Raw genomic sequence first — 21,384 nt, 5'->3', positions numbered from 1 at the left:
TATAACTCCATTGTGAACGAGGGTATCGAGTTTTGCAAATTATGAAGAAGGTACAGAATCATATATTAGCTTCTCTGCTAATGCTAGCTGACTTTCTACTTGTTCGAAGGATGTACCACCTTCACTCTTCCTTGCACCCACCACGTGTTTTGGCTGAAGCAACTTAAAGATATCGTCAGAAAATAAGGGGGAAAATTCCTTATACTCCTCTAGCGATAATCCTAAAAGGTATTTGTCCTGGTTAATGGCATAAAGTACAATTTTACTGATAATTTCATGAGCCTGTCTAAATGGCAAACCTTTGGTCACTAAATAATCGGCAATATCGGTAGCATTTGAAAAGTCCTGAGATACCGCAGCATACATCTTTTTTTCGTTTATAGTCATCGTTTGGATCATTGGTGCAAGAAGTTTCAAGGAACCAACCAGTGTCTTAACTGTATCGAACATCCCTTCCTTGTCTTCCTGCATGTCTTTGTTATAAGCCAATGGTAAACCTTTTAGGACTGTCAAAAGTCCAACGAGATTTCCATAAACTCTCCCAGTTTTGGCTCGAAGCAATTCCGGTACATCCGGGTTTTTCTTTTGAGGCATAATACTTGAACCAGTACAAAAAGAGTCGTCTAATTCAATAAATTGAAATTCCTGACTGGACCATATAACCATTTCTTCTGAAAGACGTGAGATGTGTGTCATGATAAGCGATGCATGAGATAAAAACTCGACGATAAAGTCACGGTCACTGACGGCATCCATGCTGTTGGGATATATTTTATCGAATCCTAATAAGGAAGCTGTCTGTGCTCGATCTATCGGGAAGGTAGTGCCCGCCAAGGCGCCAGCTCCAAGTGGTGACCAGTTGATTCGCTTTAGGCTGTCTTGTAGACGCTGTTTGTCACGTTCAAACATCCAGAAATATGCCATTAGATGGTGGGCAAATGACACAGGTTGGGCACGTTGCAAATGGGTGTAGCCAGGTAAAATCGTTTGCACGTTTTCTTTAGATTTTATTAAGATGGAATTTTGTACATTATTTAGCAATGATATAATCATTTCCGTTTGATTTTTTAGGTATAAGTGCATATCTGTTGCCACTTGGTCATTTCGGCTTCTCCCGGTGTGAAGTTTTCCTCCTACCGGTCCGATTTCATCTATTAACAGCTTTTCAATGTTCATATGAATATCTTCATGTGCAACGGAGAATTCCATTTCACCGGCATTTATTTTATTTTGGATTACTTGGAGTCCATGTTGGATTGTTTTTGCGTCGCCTTCTGGAATGATGTTACAGTCACTTAACATTTGGACGTGTGCCATGCTTCCTTGGATATCTTCTAGAGCGAGTTCTTTATCGAATTCGATGGATGCGGTGAATTCTTCTACTAGTTTGTTTGTTTCTTTTGTAAATCTTCCACCCCATAGCTTTGTCATGTTGTTGCCTCCTTCGTTAGCGGTCATAACTTTTACAGTGTCACTTTTTCTGTCTTGTGGATTTCTGCGTAAACTTTTGTAGGAAGTCCCCATAGTTTGATGAACCCTACTGCTGCGTTATGATCGAACATATCCCCTTTGGAATAGGTTGCAAGTTCTTCATTGTAAAGGCTGTATGGCGATTGGCGTCCAACTACTGTATGATTGCCTTTTTGGAGTTTCACTCGAATTTTACCTGTTACATTTTTCTGTGTCTCTTCAATAAATGCCACGAGTGCGTTCACTAGAGGAGAATACCATAGACCTTCATAAATGACCTTGGCCATTTGCTCATCAATAGAAGCTTTAAACTGGCTAACTTCTCTTGGAAGAGTCAAGAACTCAAGTTCTTTATGTGCTTGGATAAGGATAAGAGCTGCAGGGTTTTCGTATACTTCTCTTGACTTGATTCCTACCAAGCGATTTTCAATATGATCGATTCTTCCAACCCCATGTTTTCCTCCAAGCAGATTTAATTCTTCAATAAGATCAACAAGTCCCATTTGCTTTTCATTTAACGCCACCGGTATACCTTTATCGAAGCTGATTTCCACGTATTCCGGTTGATCTGGTGTTAGTTCAATCGGATTAGTCCAATCAAAAGCTGCTTCTGGTGCTTCATTCCATGGATTCTCCAATACGCCTGCTTCACATGCTCTCCCCCATATATTGGCATCTATGGAGAAGGGATTATCCAGATTAACTGGAATTGGAATATTATGTTTTACTGCGTATTCGATTTCCTCATCTCTTGTCATTCCCCACTCACGAACAGGCGCAATGACTTTTAAATTAGGATTTAGCGCTTGAATGGAAACTTCAAAACGGACTTGATCGTTCCCTTTCCCAGTACAACCATGTGCCACTGCTACCGCTCCCTCTTCCTCTGCGACTTGTACAAGCAGCTTTGATATAAGTGGACGAGACAGCGCGGATGATAGCGGGTATTTTCCTTCATACATCGCATTTGATTTTAATGCAGGGGCAATATAATCTTTGGCAAGCATCTCTTTTGCATCAACCATAATAGCTTTGATTGCACCAACATCGAGAGCCTTTTTTTTGATTGACTCGAGATCCTTTCCCTCACCAACATCAAGACCCAGTGCAATCACATCATAGCCATATTTCTCTTGTAACCATTTAACGGAAACAGAAGTATCAAGTCCTCCTGAATATGCCAAAACCACTTTTTCTTTCTTCATATGATTTCCTCCTCTAGTATAAAAATCTACGTTGTTGTATTTTTATACATTTTAGTGTAAAAAAATTTAGTTCCCTAACAAAGCCTTCAGAATGGCTTTTTGTGCATGAAGTCTGTTTTCTGCTTCATCAAATACTACAGAATGGGTTCCATCAATTATTTCAGCGGTTACTTCTTCTCCGCGGTGTGCTGGCAGGCAATGCAAAAAAATGAAATCATCCTTAGCATGTTTGCAAAGCTCACTGTTTACTTGATAAGGCGCAAATACTTTAAGTCTTTCTTCCGTTTCAGATTCTTGCCCCATGCTGGTCCAGACATCTGTTACGACTACATCTGCATCTTTGATCATTTCAACAGGGCACTCTCCTACCTTAATAGAAGACCCTGTTATAAATGCCTCCTTCTGCATTGCAGTGAGAATGGGAAAATCTGGTACAAACCCAGTAGGACAAGCTATGGAAATATCCATGCCTACTTTTACCGAACCTTCTATTAAAGAATGAGACATATTATTGTTTGCATCGCCCAAGTAACATAACTTTAAGCCTTTTAGCTTCCCTTTGTGCTCCTTGATGGTCAAAAGATCTGCCAAGACTTGAGCTGGGTGATGTGAATCAGTAAGGCCATTGATAATTGGTACGTCTGAATGATGTGCAAATTCCTCTAATAACTGATGGTCATAAGTTCGTATCATCAATCCGTCTACATAACGGGACAGGACTTTTGCCGTATCTGCTGGGGACTCTCCTCGCCCTAATTGAATATCATTGGAGCTTAGGAAAATTGCATGGCCACCTAGTTGCAGCATGCCGACTTCAAACGATACTCTTGTTCTTGTAGAAGCCTTTTCAAAGAGCATGGCAAGCACTTTACCTTGTAAGAATGGGTGAGGTATTCCCTCTTTTTGATATTTTTTTAGTTTAATAGCATCTTCTAATAAAAAATGAATGTCTTTTTGTGTAAAGGATCCCAGTGTCAAAAAATGAGATTGACTAACATGATAGGTCTCCTTGTTCGTTTCCCATTTTAGTACACTTTGCATAAATATTCAACCTCTCTCTTTTTATTTTTCATATAATCTTTTATAGTTTGATAATTTTGTTGTATAGTATCGTTCAGCATGATTGCTTGTTGAGCAGTTTCTAAACATGTAAAAGTTTTTATTCCGTTTATTGAGCATAATGCGCGGTACATTGCTCCATTACGTAGTTGATTTCTTCCAATTGTAGGAATGATGATTGCTGCAGTAAACTTCTCCGTTTTGAATGTGATGTCTATTTCCTTTGGCAAAATGGTACTCACTTTTATGTTATTTTCTCTTAAGAAATAAGCTGTCCCTTTTGTTGCAATGATAGAAAATCCTTTGTTCATAAGTTCCTTCATAAGTGGAAGAGCATTTGTTTTTTCACGATCTGCAATGGAGCAAAAAATCATCTTTTCTTCTTGCATGAGTGAAAATGGGCTTTCTTTCCCAAGGAACAAAGCTTTACTCATCGCCTCTTCTAAAGTCATGCCAAGTCCGATAATTTCTCCAGTAGACTTCATTTCAGGTCCTAATACATGATCCACGTCCTTTAGTTTAGCATCAGAAAAGACAGGTGCTTTGACCGTCCAAAAGCCTGGATCCTCTTTTAGGCCACTTTGACTGAGTTTCTCGCCCAATTGCGCTTTAATTGCCAGTTCTATCATTGGTACATTCGTAACTTTACTAACAATAGGGACTGTTCTGGAAGCCCTTGGGTTTACTTCTAAGCAATAGATAGTGTCTCCGGATATGACAAATTGGATATTGGCAATTCCTATTATTTTTGCAGACTGACAAATTTTCCTCGTGTACTCGATTAGTCGTTCTTTCACTTGTTCTGACAGGGAAATTGGTGGAAGAACGGCAAGGCTGTCACCTGAATGAATCCCTGCCTTTTCAATGTGTTCAAATATTGCTGGGATATATATTTTATCTCCATCTGATATTACATCCAGTTCACATTCAAGACCCGGAACATACCGATCGACCAACAAAGGCCATATGGTGTCATTATTTTGGTGTGTCTGGCTGAATTGATTTAATTCTTTTTCATTAAAAAGTGTATACATGGATTGCCCACCTATCACGTATGATGGACGCACCAATACAGGATAACCGATAGTATGTGCAGCAGCCTGCAATTGGTTGTGGTGATCCACCATCATCCCATCAATATGGGGAATACCAACTGATTCCAATAAAGAATAAAAGTGTGATCTGTCCTCAAGCTTGTCAATCGATTCGATGCTCGTTCCTGCTATTTTGACACCCTTACTTTTTAGACCCTCAGCAAGGTTGATGGCAGTCTGACCACCAAATTGAATAAAGACCAGATCAATCTTTTCCTTTTGAATAACGGGTAAAATATCTTCTACTGTAATGGGTTCAAAATATAGTTTATCAGCCACCGAAAAGTCAGTACTGACGGTTTCGGGGTTGTTGTTTACGACGATGGTTTCAAATCCTGCTTTCTTCAAGGCTTTTACGGCATGAACAGAGCAATAGTCAAATTCAATTCCTTGGCCGATACGGATTGGACCGGAACCTATAATAAGTGCTTTATTGTTATGACTGACTTCTACTTCATCCCCTCCATTGTAAGTGGAATAGTAGTAAGGAGTTATCGCCTCAAATTCAGCTGCACACGTGTCAACCAGTTTATAGGAGGGAAATATATTGTGATCTTTCATAAGGGTCGCTAATTCTTCTTGGTTGCAACCTAACAAGGCACACAGTCTGTCATTACTGATATTATGACGTTTTGCTATTTTTAAAGTCTCAAGGGGCAGTGTATCCAAGCTGTTGTTTGAAATGTCTTGTTCGAGTAATACCATTTGTTGTAGTTTATGAAGGAACCATTTATCAACAGAAGTCATCTCATGAACGGACTCTAATGAAACACCCTGTCTAAATGCATGGGTGATGGCAAAAAGTCTTAAATGCGTTGGTTCCTTGACTAATCGCAGCCATTGAGCTTCTTCCATATTCTCTATTGCAGGATGTGTAATCCCGTTTACTTTCATCTCCAAAGAGCGTAGTCCTTTATTTAATGCTCCTTCAAAGGTCCGGTCGATCGCAAGTACTTCACCAGTTGCCTTCATTTGTGTACTTAGGGTTGAATCCGCTTCTGGAAATTTATCAAATGGAAACCTTGGTAACTTCACTACAACATAATCAAGAGCAGGCTCAAAGGAAGCAAAGGTAGAGCCTGTAATTGGATTTTTAATTTCGTCCAAGTGGTAACCTACTGCACACTTGGCCGCCATTCTTGCAATCGGATAACCGGTTGCCTTTGATGCAAGAGCGGATGAACGGCTTACCCGAGGATTCACTTCGATAATATAGTAATCGTCTGACTGTGGATCCATAGCAAATTGGATATTGCAGCCTCCGACAATCTTTAAGTTTCTGATAATTTTTAGACTTGCATTTCTTAGAAGTTGATATTGTCTATCGGTTAATGTTTGGGATGGAGCCACTACAATAGAGTCTCCTGTATGAACGCCTACCGGATCAAAATTTTCCATGTTACAGACGATGATGCAAGTATCGTTATCATCACGCATCACCTCGTACTCCACTTCTTTCCAGCCTTTTATACTTCTTTCCACTAATACTTGACCTATGGGACTCAGGCTTAATCCTTTTTTCAGTATGGTTTCAAACTCTTGATCGTTATATGCAAAGCCCCCACCTTCTCCGCCTAAGGTGTATGCCGGTCTGATGATAAGCGGGTAACCGATTTTCTTTACAAATTGAATGCCTTCTTTTAGAGAATGGACAATTTGGGATTCTGGAACCGGTTCATTCAACTCCATCATCAGTTTTCGAAACAGTTCTCGATCCTCTCCCTGTTGAATAGAGTGAACGGATGTTCCAAGGACTGAAACATTATGTTTTTTCAAGATATCTTTGTCCGAAAGCTCTACTATCAAGTTTAATGCCGTTTGCCCACCGAGGGTTCCAATAATTCCATCAGGCTGCTCTTTTTCGATTATATTCTCTAAACTTTCCACTGTTAAAGGTTCCATATAAACATGATCTGCAATATCAACATCAGTCATGATGGTCGCAGGATTGTTGTTTACGAGGACCACTTCTATCCCTTCTTCTTTAAGAGCAAGGCAAGCTTGTGTTCCAGCATAGTCAAATTCAGCTGCTTGACCGATGACGATCGGTCCTGACCCGATTACCAATACTTTTTTTATTGTTTTGTTAAATGGCATATGACATTACTCCTGTTTTCTCATGGATGAGTGTTAAAAATTTCTCAAATATATAATTGGTATCCTGCGGTCCAGGGTGTGCTTCCGGGTGAAATTGAACACTTAAAGTAGGAAAATTTTTTAGTTGAAGGCCTTCCACTGTGCCATCGTTTATATTTTTATAGGTAATTGAAAAGACTTCAAGATTAATAGAATCTTCTTTTACGTTATAGCTGTGATTTTGAGAGGTGATATACACTTTCCCTGTTGCAAGATCTTTTACAGGGTGATTGCCGCCTCTATGTCCAAAAAGCAACTTTTCTGTTTTTGCACCAAATGCCATAGCTAACAATTGATGGCCAAGGCAGATTCCTAGCGTTGGGAATTTTTCTGCAATCTTTTTAATTTTTGGCAAGTGACTATTCAAAACTTTTGGATTTCCGGGACCATTGCTTAATAAAACACCATCAGGTTGAAGGGTTTCTACTTCTTCTAGGCTTGTGCTAAAAGGAACAACTGTAACCTGACAGTTTGCATGGAGCAAAGCTTCTAGTATTGACTTTTTATATCCAAAATCCAACAGAACAATATGAGGACCTTCCCCGGGATAATTTTTGATTTTTGGTGTGGACACTGATTCCACCCAATTTACTGGAACTATTACATCAGGGAAATCTTTTATAGAGTCAGTAATATACCCTTTCACAGATCCCTGTTTTCGAATGGTTTTCACAAGCTCTCTTGTATCCACATTACTAAGTCCACTGATTCCCATTTTTTCCAAAAGCTCAGGTGCCGCTACCTCAGAAGAGTAATGATTAGGCAAATGACACGCCTCGCCCATGACTACTCCTTTTGCATAAATATTTTCCGCTTCATAATCTTGTGGGTTAAAGCCATAATTTCCGATTAGAGGAAAACAGAAGACGATAATTTGGCCTGCATAGGAGGGATCTGACATGATTTCCTGATAACCTGTCATACTGGTGTTAAAAACCACTTCCCCAATCGCATCCCTTTTACTTCCTATTAATCTACCGGGGAAGACTTCCCCGGTCTCTAAAACTAAATATCCATTATCCATGTTCTACCTCCCTGTATTGCTGTAATACCTTGATAAATTTTTGAACAAAAGAGATTATTTCTTCTTGTGAGATTGTGAGAGGTGGAAGCATTCTTACCACGTTTGGACCGGCACTTAAAAGTAATAGTTTTTCTTCTAATGCCATTTTGACTATATCAATCGCGTTCCCCTTTATCTCCAAACCAATCAACAAGCCCTTTCCCCTTTTTTCTTTGATAAAGGAAAAGTCAGCTAGTAAATTTTCAAGCTGTGTATGCAGGAACTCGCTCTGCTCTGCAACATTTTTTAAAAAGTTTTCTTCACTTATAATGTTTAAAGTTTCAATTCCTGCAGTACATGCTAAAGGGTTCCCTCCAAAAGTACTTCCATGCATTCCAGGTTTAAAGGCAGAAGCTATCTCTTCTTTAGCAAGCATCGCACCAATCGGAAAACCAGATCCCAGCCCTTTGGCGAGTGTCATGATATCTGGTTCCACATTGTACTGTTCATATAAAAACAAGCTTCCTGTACGCCCCATTCCCGTTTGCACTTCATCAACTACAAGTATTATTCCATTCTCCTTACATATAGTAGACAGTTCTTTTACCCAGTCAGGATCTGCCGGTACCACTCCACCCTCGCCTTGAAGAAGTTCTAACATGACAGCGGTTGGTTCCAGTTCTCTTATTGTTTGGAGAGATTGGTAATCGTTATAACACAAATGGATAAACCCTTCTAGCATCGGTTCAAATCCAGACTTGATTTTCTCTTGACCTGTTGCAGCCACTGTAGCCAAGGTTCTCCCGTGAAAGCTTTGTTGAAAAGTAACAATGCTAGCTTGCTTTTTACGATTGTTATTGGCAATGGCCCTTACAAGCTTAATAGCAGCCTCATTTGCCTCAGCACCGCTATTACAGAAAAAAACCTGATCAAAGCAGGATTTTTCCACCAGTAGGCGAGCAAGTTCTTCCTGTTTTGGAACATGATAAAGGTTGGACGTATGCCAAAGCTCTGAAAGTTGCTCCTTAAGAGCCTTCTCTACTTGCGGTGGACAATGTCCGAGATTGCATGTTGCAATTCCCGAAGTGTAATCGAGATATGCTTCATTCTTGTCAGACCAGACATATGTTCCTTTACCTTTTTGGATAGATAAAGGCAGCCTGCTGTATGTATTCATTATTGGTGAGTAATCAGTAGCAGATTTAGACACTTTTTTCCATAACCTCCTCAAGATAGAATGATGTACCTGCACTTGTATGGTTCAATGCGAAATTGGTTAAGGCATCCGTTGCAGTGCCATTAATTATTCCAATTTTACTCACCCCTTTTAATAAGCATTGAATGGCAGCTTCCACTTTCGGAATCATCCCACCTGTTATTCGATTATTTTCTATTAAGCTATAAACTTCTATATCTGATAACTTTGACATGATAGAGTCTCCTACAAGCACGCCATCAACATCTGTGATCATACAAAGCGGCGCACGGAATGCTGTAGCAACAGCAGCTGCTGCCATATCCGCATTAATGTTGAAGTGCTGGCCGTCTGTATCAACAGCAACCGGTGAAATGATTGGAATGATCCCTTGTTCCATAATTGGAAGCAATAATTCTTTATTTACATCCACAATTTCACCAACTAACCCTAGCTCCTCTGCATTGGCAATTGGTTTTGCGATAAGAAACTTCCCATCTACTCCACTTAAACCCATAGCATTGCCGCCGGCTTTCATTACTTGGCGAACAAGATGCTTGTTCATCGATCCTGACAAGACCATTTCCACTACTTCCAATACAGGTTCTGTCGTTTTTCTTAAACCTTTTACGAAAGTGGTTTCCACATCTAAGGAGGACAAAATAGTAGAAATAGAAGGTCCCCCTCCATGAACTACAATGGGTTGAATTTGATGCTTGTTTTTTAATTCCACTAATTCAGTAAAAAAAGAGGGGGAAAGTTTCTCAATTGTACTGCCCCCACACTTTATTACGAGTATATTCATTATCTGGCCTCCTTCAAGTTCGATAAGATGCATTGATTCGTACATAATCGTAGGATAAATCACAACCCCATGCCGTAGCATTTTCGTTTCCGGCATGAAGATCTACAGTAATTTCAATTTTTTCATTCTTCAAATAGGATTTGGCTTCCTCTTCACAGAATGAAACAGGCATACCGTCTTCTACAATTAAGATAGGTCCTATCTTCAATTTAATTTTTTCCGTATTGATCGTAATTCCGCTATACCCCACTGCTGACACGATTCTGCCCCAGTTTGGGTCCTGACCAAAAACCGCCGTTTTCACCAAGCTTGAGCCGACAATGGTTTTTGCAACTACTTGTGCATCGTGCGTCGTAACAGCCCCATTTACTTGTACTTCGATTAACTTAGTAGCTCCTTCACCGTCTCGTGCTATTTGTTGAGAGAGTGATTGGCAGACAATATGAAGTCCTTCCTTAAACAGAACATATTCATCGTCATCTTGCGTCCATTGTTTATTACCAGCCATACCATTTGCCAATACAAGCACCATGTCATTTGTACTTGTATCTCCGTCCACGGTAATCATATTAAATGTCCCTGCCGTTACATCTCTTAAAGCTTGTTGTAATGCTTCAGGGTCTATGTTGATATCTGTTGTGACAAATCCAAGCATAGTTGCCATATTAGGATGTACCATTCCTGAACCCTTTGCAGCTCCTGCTATTGTATAAACTTTATTTTCTGTCTCTAACTGAAGACATATGTGTTTAGTAAACGTGTCTGTAGTCAGGATAGCTTCTTCAAATGAACAGCCATCATTAGAGTTTTCTAGACCTGATATCGATTCCACCCCTTTAGTTATCTTTCTCATAGGAAGTTGTTCCCCGATCACTCCTGTGGAAATGACAGCTACGTTATGCGGTTCTATACCAGCTTTGTCAGCAAATATTTGTCTCATTTTATAGGCGTTTTGTAATCCTTCTTTTCCCGTACATGAGTTAGCATTACCTGAGTTAACGATGACTCCTTGAAGGAATCCGTTTGTGTTAATGCTTTCTTTTGAAACTTTGAGAGGCGGTGCCTGAAACTGATTGGTTGTGTATACTGCTGCTGCTGTTGCAGGTACTTCACTATAGATCCAGCCAAGGTCTTTACGTTTACGTTTTATCCCGCAGTGCAGCCCACCGGCGGAAAAGCCTTTTGGAGTACATATATTTCCATTGTTCATAGCAATCCATTTCTCTTTTTTGGATAAAACTTCCACTTTCATATCTTCACCTCTTTTTATGGATAGACAGGTGTTATTTTGAGTCCTGTTTGTTCGTTCCACCCGTTCATTATGTTCATATTTTGAACTGCTTGCCCTGATGCGCCTTTCATAACATTGTCGATAACAGACACAATTATGATTCTGTTGGTTCTTTCGTCCACTGTTAGTCCCAGGTCACAATAGTTGGAGCTGTAAACCTCTTTGGTGGCAGGCCATTGATCTTCTCTTCTAATCCGAACAAAATACTCGTTTTGATAGAAATCATGATAAAGTGCTAAAGCATCTTTCGTTGTAAATGATTGGTTCAGGTCACAATAAATCGTGCACAAGATTCCTCTGGTCATTGGGATGAGATGTGGAGTAAAAGTGATTGTTGCATCTATCCCGCAGTACGTCTGAATTACTTGTTCCATTTCCGGTATATGCTGATGATTCCCAAGTTTATAAGCTTTTACATTTTCATTAATCTCACAATAATGAGTTCCCATCGAAGCCTTTCTGCCTGCTCCGGTAACTCCTGATTTCCCATCAATTATGATACTGTTCTCGTTTATCAATTTGTTCTTTAATAATGGTGCAAGACCTAGCAATGTGGCAGTAGGGTAACAGCCAGGATTTGCAATTAAAGTAGAATATTTAATTTCTTCCCTGAAAAGTTCCGGCAATCCATATGTAGACTTTTGTAAAATACTATCTGGCGCTGATGAATATTTATACCATTTGTCGTATAATAGAGAATCTTTTAAACGGTGGTCTCCAGAAAGATCAATACAAGGAATCTCTTTTTCTACAAATTTATAAACTAGGTTTTTAGCAACTCCAGATGGTGTAGCAAAAAAGAACAAATCTGAACTTCCCATCAAGTCGTCCATCTTCATTTCTTCTAATCTACTCTCCATTATCCCTTGTAAATGGGGATATTGTTCTGTAATCAGTGTTCCACTAGTTGAGTGGGATCCAAGAAAGCTCAATTCCACATCCGGATGCTGCATTAGAATTCTAACAAGTTCTGCACCACTATATCCGTTCGCTCCAATAATTCCAACCTTCAAGTCCTTCATCCTCTCCCTGCGTTAATAATATGAATTATTATAACTACGTATGTATAAAAATACAATATGTTTTTTAAAAAAGTTCAAAAAAAAGATGACCCTGGAATTTAAACAAGGTCATCTCTAATAAATTTTACTCTCCCAAAGCGGCAATCGTTTTTGCCAGAAGTTCCGTTCGCTCTGTTAGAGAAGGAATTTCTAAATATTCCTCCTCGCTATGGGCATTTCCACCGACGGGGCCCATTCCGTCAACGGTGGCAATTCCCATTGCAGCCGTAAAGGAGGCATCAGATCCACCGCCTGTAGCTGTGTCTTTTACTTCTACTCCTATTTGTTCACCAACTTTTTCAATGACATGTAGCAAAGATTCTGTGCGCTCTGTCTTTTCCATGGGAAGCCTGTTCATTTCGCCAACTAACTCGACCTCTGTTCCTTTGACATCTGTAGATGCACAGATCTTTTCCAATTTCCGTTCAATAGGTTTTGCTTGTTCTCGTTCAGTAATCCTTATGTCTACATGTGCGACTGCACTATCAGACACTGTATTGACAGAGGATCCTCCCTCAATTAAACCGACATTGACACTGATTCCCTTGGAATGATCATTAAGGGCATGTAACTGAATAACTTTATGTGCCAGTTCTTCGATTGCACTTCTCCCTTTTTCAGGTTCTATTCCAGAGTGCGCTGCACGGCCACGAACATTTATGGTATATTTTCCTTTTCCTCTTCTGGAAGTTACTAAAGAACCATCTTTTCTCGCTGGTTCCATGATTAGCGCATATTTTTTATCCTTTGCTTTGCTCTCGATTAGCGATTTGGAGGAAGGAGATCCAATCTCTTCATCACTGTTCAACACAAGAACAACATCTTGGTAAGCTTTAGAATGGGTATGGATTAACGCTTTCATTGCATAGAGTATGGAAACTTGGCTGGCTTTCATATCTATGACACCAGGTCCATATGCCCTTTCACCCACTACTTTAAACGGTCTACTTTGTACTGTGCCGTTAGGAAATACAGTATCCATATGTGCAACAATTATTATTTTTGGCTCTTTTGCTAAAGGGTGTTGAATAACTAGATGATTTCCATACTTTTCTTCTTCTAGCACTTGAACGGAAAATCCGATTGTTCTATATTCTTTTGATAAGATAGACCCAATTTGATCAATTCCCTCCTTCGAAGTAGATCCACTATCAATATTGACCAGTTTTTCCAACAACTCTAGCATTTCAGATTGTTTATTTTGTAAAAACTCTTTCATCTTACTCTCTCCTGACATTTTAGACGCATACACTTTTTATATACATATATATATTCATTTACCATTATACCTTTTCTACTTATAAAGTCCTATATTTCCTTTATTCTACCTATTGCAAGAGTTCAAACCTATTTTCTTCAAAAAAGAAATTTTATCTGAATAAACTATCAATTATGTACTATCGCTAATCTATGTTATAGTAATTATGCGATGAGCTGAATTGTGTAAGTCGACGGACGCGCTCTTTGAGCAAGGCATGAATGTGGTCATGCTGTCCCTCGCCTCAATACGCAGGAAGGTACCTTTATAGGTACCTTCTTTTTTTTGCCACTATTTCACCATATCTGCTATACTGTCTACATTCTATAAGTGAAAGAAGGTATTAGATTGATACGATTTGGAGTGATTGGAACCAACTGGATAACAGAATCATTCATCAATGCAGCACAAGAGAATGAAGATTTTCTGTTAACAGCTGTCTATTCCAGAAAAGAAGAAACAGCAAAGGATTTTGGTAATAAATTTAATGTATCTACTACATATACAAATCTAGATGAATTTACAAAGAGCAAAGAAATGGATGCCGTATATATTGCAAGCCCTAATTCTTTCCATGCCGAGCAGGCAATAGCCTGCATGGATCAAGGTAAACATGTGCTTTGCGAAAAACCGATAGCTTCAAATACTAAAGAATTATCAGAGATGGTGACCGCGGCAAAAAGAAATAACGTGGTTCTGATGGAAGCAATGAAAAGCACCCTGCTTCCTAACTTCTTGGCAGTCAAAGAAAACCTGCATAAAATCGGGCAGATCAGGAATTATGTTGCAAGTTATTGTCAGTATTCATCCCGCTATGATAAGTACAAGGAAGGAACAGTGCTTAATGCATTTAAGCCTGAATTTTCTAATGGTGCCTTGATGGACATCGGTATCTATACCATTTATCCCATGGTTGCATTATTTGGTAAACCAAAAGCTTTGCATGCTATATCACATATGTTGGAATCTGGAGTGGATGGGCAAGGAAGCATCTTGTTTAATTATGATGGAATGGATGCTTCTGTCGCCTATTCCAAAATTGCAAACTCCTACCTCCCTTCCGAAATACAAGGAGAAGAAGGAACAATAATTTTAGATACCATTCATACACCTGAGAAGATACTGATTAGGTTTAAAGACGGGACAGAGGAAGATATTACAGTCCCTCAAAAGGGTCAATCTATGTTTTATGAGGCTGAAGAATTTATTCGCCTTATTAAATCTGGTGAGGAGGAATCTTCTAATAATTCTCATAGTACTTCCTTGCAAACCATGGAGCTAATAGAAGAAGCCCGCGCACAAATAGGTCTGGTCTACCCGGCGGACAAAAGTTAACCTATACTCCTGAAAGGATCGCCTGTTGCACACGGGCGGTTCTTTTTTATTCAGTTTCTTCATTTACCATTTAACTTAAGGTCAAACAATGAAGACCTCTCTCGTTCTCTTTTCGTTTAAGAGAGGTCCTCATTGCACGGATGAAGACCTTTCCAGTTCCCTTTTCATGAAAGTGAGGTCCTCATTGTACGGATGAAGACCTCTCTCGTTCCTTTTTCGTGCTAGAGAGGTCCTCATTGCACGGATGACCTCTCCTGTTCCCTTTTCATGAAAGTGAGGTCCTCATTGTACGGATGAAGACCTCTCTCGTTCCTTTTTCGTGCTAGAGAGGTCTTCATTGCACGGATGAAGACCTTTCCTGTTCCCTTTTCATGAAAGAGAGGTCCTCATCGCACGGATGAAGACCTCTCTCGTTCCTTTTTCGTGCTAGAGAGATCCTCATTGCACGGATGAAGACCTTTCCTGTTCCCTTTTCATGAAAGTGAAGTCCTCATTGTACGGATGAAGACCTCTCGTGTACCCTTTTCATGAAAGTGAAGTCCTCATTGTACGGATGAGGACCTCTCTCGTTCCCTTCTCATGAAAGAGAAGTCCTCACAGGGCTGATGAGGACTTCAGTGGAACGGCATCGAAGGAAGATAGGTCTTCATAATTACCACAACGATACCAAATGGATGAAATTTGAATTTTTTAACACTATAGTATTGGTAATGTAAGAAGTACAATGAATAAAGGAGTGTGCCATGATATATAAAGCTCGGACTATACCTCGCGAGTTAGAAGTTTATCAATTACTTAATTCTCGCAAAAATCTACTCGATAATGAGAGGAAACACCTTTATGCCCTTCAAAAAGGGTACGAGGGAGAATTGCTATTTGATAACGTTACTTCTTCAGTTGTTAAAGCCGAATGTCTCATCCTCAACGACTTACTTCTTCCCCACAACAAAAATACATTTCAAATTGACTCACTGATCATTGTCCCAGAGACCCTTTACATAATTGAAGTGAAAAATTTCGAAGGGGATTATTTTTATGAAAAAGACCGCCTTTATACAAGCGTCCCACCACATTCTGAAATAACCAACCCGCTTATTCAACTAAATAGAAGCGAGTCTTTGTTCCGACAACTTTTACAGCAGCTCGGTAGTAATATGACTATTCAATCATACGTAGTGTTCGTTAACCCCGAATTCACGCTATATCAAGCACCCATCATCAAGCAATTCGTATACCCAGGTCAGATTAATAGATTCCTAAAAAGCATTAATCCTCTCTCTTTAAGACTAGATAATAACCATTACCTACTTGCAGAAAAACTTAAGTCCCTTCATAACCCAAATGCTTCATTTTATTTTCCACCCACTTATCAATATGATGAGCTACAAAAAGGCATCCCTTGCTCGTATTGTGACTCGTTAGAATTTACTACTAAGGGATCTTACTGTTATTGTTCGGTGTGCTCGAAAAAAGAAACTATGGAAAAACGTATTCTACCAATTGTTCATCATTTTGCTATGCTGTTTCCTGAGATGAAAATAACTACAAATGCGATTTTTGACTGGGGTAATGGTAAACTTGCAAAACGGGTGATCAGGCGAGTGCTACAAAAACACTTGAACACTAACGGTGTACATCAGTGGAGTTATTATGAGTTTTGAGAATGTGGGCTGACACAATGAACCTAGAAGCATTTTTATTGTTAAGCTTACTAGCTAGCTGGAGGTTTAAATATGGAATTACTAAAAATACAAACAGTCAATTCTTCAAATTGGCGACAAATAATTTCACTGCAAGTTGCAGGTAACCAACAACGATTTATTGAGAAAAATGAGATTTCCCTATTAGAATCTGTTTATGACACAAAACACGATTGGAAATGTTACGGATTGTTTGAAAATAAAACACCGGTTGGATTTGTCATGATTGGTGTAGAAAATAAGGAAGACCGCTACATTTGGCTGGACCGTTTCATGATGGATGCAAAGTTTCAAGGGAGAGGCCTTGGAACTGCATTTCTTTTACTAATAATTGAATTCATTGCCAACCAACATGAGGTCGATGAAATTGTATTAAGTATCATAAAAGAAAACTCATTTGCAAAAGCCTTTTATGTACAGCATGGATTTGATAATACAGGATTAGTGGATGAAGAATTTGACGAGGAGATATTTGTTTACAGGCTGGATCGAAATAATGGAAAGTAAGTCTTGGTTAGATTTTGTGGTAATAAAATAGGTTTTTAGAATAGTAAGCGAGGTTGGAGAGTATTCCATCTTCGCTTTTTTATGTGCTAAAACACCAGTTTATTAAAAGATGAAGACCTCAGTGAAGGGAAAGACAGGGAAGAGAACTCATGCACGAATGAAGACCTTTCTCGTTCCTTTTTCCTGCTAGAGAGGTCCTCATTACTCGGATGAAGACATCCCCTATTCCTTTTTCCTGCTAGAGAGGTCCTCATTACTCGAATGAAGACCTCCCCTATTCCTTTTTCCTGCTAGAGAGGCCCTCATTACTCGAATGAAGACCTCCCCTATTCCTTACTTGTACTAGAAAGGTCCTCAACGCACAGAATGAAAGTCTTCCCCTCCAGCCAGTGGCCAATCAAAAACTATCGTTTAATTAATAGATTTACGCCTATTTTACTAAATCTATCAAAAATGGACGTTTGCTAGAGGACAGGCGTCCACTCTCTTCTCTAGTAAATACATAGTATGTGGTAGATAAGAAAAAGGGGGTGTAAGAATGGCAGATAGCAAAGATATGCAACGAGAGATTTCAAAACTCACCCAAGCAACAACAAACATGATGATTCAAAATGTTTTAAGAAAACACAATGTGAAACTAAGTGGAGATAACTTCTCCAAAGAGCAAAAAGCACAACTGAAGAAATTGGTTGCAGATATCCAAGATTCTTTTGGGAAAATGGAAAAACTACAGAAAGAAGAAAAAAAATAAAAAATTTTAAATTGGGGGATTTAAATTATGAATAAAGACTGGTTATTCGGTGGAAGAAGCTGTGGCTATGAGAATGATAGCTGGAATGCTTTAGCTGCAGGAAGTAGACACCCGCTTGACAATGATGGTGTAGCTCAAGAAGCTGACCAAGTAAACAAAATGATTCAAAGATCTTATGAGCAAATTGTTATTAAAGATTCTGCGGATATTGAAGTAACTACTACTGACACAAAAATTGCTGTATCGCTTCAAGCAGCAATTCAAGCAGCTATTGCTTTAGTTATCAGCGTGAGCATTGCTGATAGCAACAAAGCAGAGCAAGTGATCCAAGAGTTGCTTCAAAGTTCTAAATCTGAACAAGTAAATCGCCAACAAACGTATATCTCTAATTCTCGTGGTGTAAGAGTAACTACTACAGACACAGACCTAGTACTAAATATCCAACTGCTTCTTCAACTATTAATTGCACTTGTTGTAGCTGTAGACATCTTATAATTTTGCTGAAGACTTGCCCGTTTAAGCAAACATTTTTCAAAAAAATCACCTGCCATGTAACACTCCTTCTTATCTAAAGTGCCGGAAAACACCTACAATTCCTGGTAAAGAATATCATTGCCTCCTTGCTAAACCCATCTTACACCACACCTGCTAATAGTTCGTTAAAAGGAAGACCACCAAGTTGGTCTTCTTTTATTTGCTTTAATTATAAATCTAGTCTTTTGCCTAGTTTTCTCCAAAACGCTCGCAAATTCATTGCTCTCTCATAAGATAGTGTAGTTAAATAACCTAATTTAAACCTAAAGGAGTTACGTTATGAGAGAGAAAAACGACAACCTGCTACCTATCCCAAAATTGTACGATCAGACGAAATCCATTTCTTCCAATCAGCAGGAATTTCGAAAAAACTATTTACAAGATATTTTAATGCAACAAGAAAGAACGAATCTGACTGTTTCAAGAACAGTTAGCATGATTAATAATAATTTACAACAAAGTATGTTCACACAAGAAAATAATCACCAACTTCTGTTAGATAAATTATACGCCCAGGGAGAAGCGCAGAAAGATTTATCGGAAATGATAGCCATTCAAGACTTAAATGTGCAGCAGGTATACGACAAAGTACATGTTCATGAAAAAAGTCATTTGGATCTAACACAAAAACTAAACGAGCAGGATAATAATTATGCACAGCTCCTCGAACTATTAAAAGTTCAGTCATTATTAAGTGAAGAACTTCAAGAAAATATCACATCAAATGAAGAAAGCAGTAAAAAAGTCGAGCAAAGATTGGATAAATTGGAAGTATTGGTGGAAGAAGAAAAACTACTAAGTCAGGCTACAATAGATCAGTTGGCAATTCAAGAGAATCTGACCCGTGGCATACACACTAAGTTAGAAAAATATGAAGAATTGTATGAAGATATTCAATTAACATTACATGACCAAGAACATTTTTACCAAGAAATAAACAATAAATTACAAGTTCAAGAAATGTTTCATAAGTCAGTAATGGAGCGTATGGACAGCCAAGATATTGCTTCCCAAAAAATTGCCGATCAGCTTAACACCTTGAGACAAACACTTGTGGACAAATTGGAAAACGCCATTACATCCATTGACAGTAAATATAAGCAAACACTCCACTACTTGAGTGGAAGTATGGTCGGATTAAAAGAAAGAATCATTCAAAAGGCACCCCTTGAGACCGAAAGCAATGAAATGAAAAAAGTAGAGGTGAGGCAAGAGTAGTCTTCGGACTGCTCTTTTTTCGTTTGATTTTTCTGAACATTCATACTAATATTTAACTAGCACTTACTTTTCTATTATGGAGGTTTGGACGATGGCAGAGTTAGTACATAAAACAATTGGTAATTTATTGGATGAAACCGTAGGACGTTACCCTGATAAAGAAGCTGTGGTCTATGTAGAAACAGGATTGCGTTATAGTTATAAAGAGTTTCAGCAAATCTGTAACCAAGTAGCAAAAGGTTTAATGAGCCTAGGGATTCAAAAAGGAGATAACATTGCGGTTTGGGCTTCCAATAAACCGGAGTGGTTAATTACACAGTACGCGAGTGCAAAAATTGGTGCAGTTTTAGTGACAGTCAATACTAGCTATCAATCTAAGGAACTCGAGTATTTATTGCGGCAATCAGAGTCCACTACGCTTCTTCTTATGGATAATTTTAAAGGAGTAAGCTATTTGGATATGCTTCAAGATTTATGTCCAGAGCTTGCAAACTGTGCACCTGGCGATCTTATATCTAATAGACTACCTAAATTAAAGAACGTCATTTTTATGGGTAGCGAAAGTCACCCTGGTATGTTCCAATGGGATGACCTACTGAGAAACTCCATGTCCATTTCAGACGAAGAATTACTCACCCGGCAGAACAGTACAAACTATGATGAAGTGATCAACATGCAATATACATCTGGTACAACCGGCTTCCCAAAAGGAGTCATGCTTACCCACTCCAATATTATCAATAATGCCATTAATGTTGCTGAATGCCAAAAGCTTACAGCAGAAGATAGGATTTGTATTCCGGTTCCTTTTTTCCATTGTTTTGGATGTGTGATGGGCACCTTGGCTGCAGTAGCTACAGGAGCGACGATGGTCCCTATTGTTATGTTTGATCCGTTATTAGTTCTAAAAGCGGTGGAGCAAGAAAAATGTACCGCTCTATACGGAGTTCCAACCATGTTCATTGCTGAACTAAACCACCCTGAATTTAATAACTACAATCTGTCAAGTTTACGAACCGGTATTATGGCAGGATCACCTTGTCCTACCGAAATTATGAAAAGAGTTGTAAATGATATGGGAGCTAAGGAAATTACCATCGCTTATGGCCAAACCGAAGCCTCCCCAGTTATTACACAAACTCGCCCACACGACAGTATTGAAAGGCGCGTATCAACTGTTGGAAGCGCTTTAAATAATGTGGAAGTAAAAATTATTGACCTTGCAACAGGGGAAAATGTTCCATATGGCGTTCAAGGCGAACTATGTACAAGAGGTTACCTTGTTATGAAAGGCTACTACAAAATGGAAGATCAAACAAAAGATACAATTGATAAAGATGGATGGCTTCATACCGGAGATCTTGCTACTATCGATGAGGATGGGTATGTCGTCATTACTGGAAGACTAAAAGATATGATTATTCGAGGTGGAGAGAATATTTATCCACGTGAGATAGAGGAATTTTTATACTCTCATCCGAAAATTTTCGATGTTCAAATTGTAGGAGTTCCAGATGAAAAGTTCGGCGAGCAGGTTGCAGCATTTATTAAAGTCAAACCGGGCGAAAGCTTAAACAGTAAAGAAGTCAAAGACTACTGCACCGGAAAAATATCAAAATATAAAATACCTTACTATGTAGAGATCGTAGACGAGTATCCAATGACAGCATCGGGAAAAATCCAAAAATTCAAGCTCAGAGAACATGCCGTAAATACACTAGTAAGAATATAAAATGGTAAGGGGTATTTTGCCCCTTACCAT

General features: G+C 39.0%; 17 protein-coding genes. 7 read left to right on the top strand and 10 right to left on the bottom strand.

All coding sequences use genetic code 11. The features are described from left to right. Positions 1 to 39 precede the first annotated feature (39 nt). From argH to HF078_RS05215, 10 genes are all read right to left on the bottom strand, one after another. Positions 40 to 1,431, bottom strand: a complete 1,392-nt coding sequence (gene argH / locus HF078_RS05260; RefSeq protein WP_169290190.1) for an argininosuccinate lyase — start codon at positions 1,429 to 1,431, stop codon at positions 40 to 42. Between the two features lie 32 nt (positions 1,432 to 1,463). Then, positions 1,464 to 2,675 (bottom strand): argininosuccinate synthase, encoded by a 1,212-nt coding sequence (locus HF078_RS05255; RefSeq protein WP_169290189.1) that lies wholly within the window; start codon positions 2,673 to 2,675, stop codon positions 1,464 to 1,466. 66 nt (positions 2,676 to 2,741) lie between these two features. After that, complete coding sequence (argF, locus tag HF078_RS05250) at positions 2,742 to 3,716, bottom strand: ornithine carbamoyltransferase (RefSeq protein ID WP_169290188.1); 975 nt, start codon at positions 3,714 to 3,716, stop codon at positions 2,742 to 2,744. After that, positions 3,701 to 6,925 carry a carbamoyl-phosphate synthase (glutamine-hydrolyzing) large subunit gene (gene carB / locus HF078_RS05245; protein ID WP_169290187.1) on the bottom strand — a complete coding sequence of 1,075 codons (3,225 nt, stop codon included), beginning with the start codon at positions 6,923 to 6,925 and terminating at the stop codon, positions 3,701 to 3,703. The genes argF and carB overlap by 16 nt, the downstream gene beginning before the upstream one ends. Next, positions 6,915 to 7,988 carry a carbamoyl phosphate synthase small subunit gene (locus tag HF078_RS05240; RefSeq protein WP_169290186.1) on the bottom strand — a complete coding sequence of 358 codons (1,074 nt, stop codon included), beginning with the start codon at positions 7,986 to 7,988 and terminating at the stop codon, positions 6,915 to 6,917. The genes carB and HF078_RS05240 overlap by 11 nt, the downstream gene beginning before the upstream one ends. Then, positions 7,981 to 9,144: an acetylornithine transaminase gene (locus HF078_RS05235; RefSeq protein WP_169290214.1), complete on the bottom strand. Its 1,164-nt coding sequence runs from the start codon at positions 9,142 to 9,144 to the stop codon at positions 7,981 to 7,983. Before HF078_RS05235 ends, HF078_RS05240 begins: the two co-directional genes overlap by 8 nt. A 25-nt stretch (positions 9,145 to 9,169) precedes the next feature. Next, positions 9,170 to 9,967 (bottom strand): acetylglutamate kinase, encoded by a 798-nt coding sequence (argB, locus tag HF078_RS05230; protein ID WP_169290185.1) that lies wholly within the window; start codon positions 9,965 to 9,967, stop codon positions 9,170 to 9,172. A gap of 13 nt (positions 9,968 to 9,980) precedes the next feature. Continuing rightward, the gene (argJ, locus tag HF078_RS05225; RefSeq protein ID WP_169290184.1) at positions 9,981 to 11,219 is read right to left on the bottom strand and encodes a bifunctional ornithine acetyltransferase/N-acetylglutamate synthase; all 1,239 of its coding nucleotides are present in this window, start codon (positions 11,217 to 11,219) and stop codon (positions 9,981 to 9,983) included. Positions 11,220 to 11,233: 14 nt separating this feature from the next. Then, positions 11,234 to 12,271 carry an N-acetyl-gamma-glutamyl-phosphate reductase gene (gene argC / locus HF078_RS05220; protein WP_240951677.1) on the bottom strand — a complete coding sequence of 346 codons (1,038 nt, stop codon included), beginning with the start codon at positions 12,269 to 12,271 and terminating at the stop codon, positions 11,234 to 11,236. Between the two features lie 133 nt (positions 12,272 to 12,404). Further along, positions 12,405 to 13,538 carry a M20 family metallopeptidase gene (locus HF078_RS05215; protein WP_169290182.1) on the bottom strand — a complete coding sequence of 378 codons (1,134 nt, stop codon included), beginning with the start codon at positions 13,536 to 13,538 and terminating at the stop codon, positions 12,405 to 12,407. 387 nt (positions 13,539 to 13,925) lie between these two features. Between HF078_RS05215 and HF078_RS05210 the strand changes: the two genes are divergently transcribed. The 7 genes from HF078_RS05210 (at position 13,926) to HF078_RS05180 (ending at position 21,354) form a co-directional block, all read left to right on the top strand. Beyond that, positions 13,926 to 14,912, top strand: coding sequence for a Gfo/Idh/MocA family protein (locus HF078_RS05210; RefSeq protein WP_169290181.1), 987 nt, complete (start codon positions 13,926 to 13,928; stop codon positions 14,910 to 14,912). Positions 14,913 to 15,655: 743 nt separating this feature from the next. Continuing rightward, positions 15,656 to 16,573, top strand: a complete 918-nt coding sequence (locus tag HF078_RS05205; protein ID WP_169290180.1) for a nuclease-related domain-containing protein — start codon at positions 15,656 to 15,658, stop codon at positions 16,571 to 16,573. Positions 16,574 to 16,645: 72 nt separating this feature from the next. Beyond that, positions 16,646 to 17,119 carry a GNAT family N-acetyltransferase gene (locus HF078_RS05200; RefSeq protein ID WP_169290179.1) on the top strand — a complete coding sequence of 158 codons (474 nt, stop codon included), beginning with the start codon at positions 16,646 to 16,648 and terminating at the stop codon, positions 17,117 to 17,119. Between the two features lie 538 nt (positions 17,120 to 17,657). Beyond that, positions 17,658 to 17,870 (top strand): hypothetical protein, encoded by a 213-nt coding sequence (locus HF078_RS05195; protein ID WP_169290178.1) that lies wholly within the window; start codon positions 17,658 to 17,660, stop codon positions 17,868 to 17,870. A gap of 27 nt (positions 17,871 to 17,897) precedes the next feature. Continuing rightward, entirely contained in the window at positions 17,898 to 18,365 is a 468-nt protein-coding gene (locus HF078_RS05190; RefSeq protein WP_169290177.1) for a spore coat protein, read from the top strand. Between the two features lie 318 nt (positions 18,366 to 18,683). Continuing rightward, positions 18,684 to 19,622, top strand: coding sequence for a hypothetical protein (locus tag HF078_RS05185; RefSeq protein ID WP_169290176.1), 939 nt, complete (start codon positions 18,684 to 18,686; stop codon positions 19,620 to 19,622). A gap of 76 nt (positions 19,623 to 19,698) precedes the next feature. Further along, positions 19,699 to 21,354 (top strand): AMP-binding protein, encoded by a 1,656-nt coding sequence (locus tag HF078_RS05180; RefSeq protein ID WP_169290175.1) that lies wholly within the window; start codon positions 19,699 to 19,701, stop codon positions 21,352 to 21,354. Positions 21,355 to 21,384: the final 30 nt, after the last annotated feature.

Source organism: Bacillus sp. RO2, assembly GCF_012911845.1.
Lineage (GTDB): Bacteria > Bacillota > Bacilli > Bacillales > Bacillaceae_I > Sutcliffiella_A.
The sequence above is the reverse complement of the archived record's forward strand: the minus strand, read 5'-3'. Positions and strand labels throughout refer to the sequence as shown.

Coding starts and splice junctions, on each gene's coding strand:
- HF078_RS05200 (WP_169290179.1), top strand. CDS start 16,646: ATGGAATTACTAAAAATACAAACAGTCAATTCTTCAAATTGGCGACAA.
- argF (WP_169290188.1), bottom strand. CDS start 3,716: ATGCAAAGTGTACTAAAATGGGAAACGAACAAGGAGACCTATCATGTT.
- carB (WP_169290187.1), bottom strand. CDS start 6,925: ATGCCATTTAACAAAACAATAAAAAAAGTATTGGTAATCGGGTCAGGA.
- argJ (WP_169290184.1), bottom strand. CDS start 11,219: ATGAAAGTGGAAGTTTTATCCAAAAAAGAGAAATGGATTGCTATGAAC.
- HF078_RS05185 (WP_169290176.1), top strand. CDS start 18,684: ATGAGAGAGAAAAACGACAACCTGCTACCTATCCCAAAATTGTACGAT.
- HF078_RS05205 (WP_169290180.1), top strand. CDS start 15,656: ATGATATATAAAGCTCGGACTATACCTCGCGAGTTAGAAGTTTATCAA.
- HF078_RS05235 (WP_169290214.1), bottom strand. CDS start 9,144: ATGAATACATACAGCAGGCTGCCTTTATCTATCCAAAAAGGTAAAGGA.
- HF078_RS05255 (WP_169290189.1), bottom strand. CDS start 2,675: ATGAAGAAAGAAAAAGTGGTTTTGGCATATTCAGGAGGACTTGATACT.
- HF078_RS05195 (WP_169290178.1), top strand. CDS start 17,658: ATGGCAGATAGCAAAGATATGCAACGAGAGATTTCAAAACTCACCCAA.
- HF078_RS05215 (WP_169290182.1), bottom strand. CDS start 13,538: ATGAAAGAGTTTTTACAAAATAAACAATCTGAAATGCTAGAGTTGTTG.
- argB (WP_169290185.1), bottom strand. CDS start 9,967: ATGAATATACTCGTAATAAAGTGTGGGGGCAGTACAATTGAGAAACTT.
- HF078_RS05190 (WP_169290177.1), top strand. CDS start 17,898: ATGAATAAAGACTGGTTATTCGGTGGAAGAAGCTGTGGCTATGAGAAT.
- argH (WP_169290190.1), bottom strand. CDS start 1,431: ATGACAAAGCTATGGGGTGGAAGATTTACAAAAGAAACAAACAAACTA.
- HF078_RS05240 (WP_169290186.1), bottom strand. CDS start 7,988: ATGGATAATGGATATTTAGTTTTAGAGACCGGGGAAGTCTTCCCCGGT.
- HF078_RS05180 (WP_169290175.1), top strand. CDS start 19,699: ATGGAGGTTTGGACGATGGCAGAGTTAGTACATAAAACAATTGGTAAT.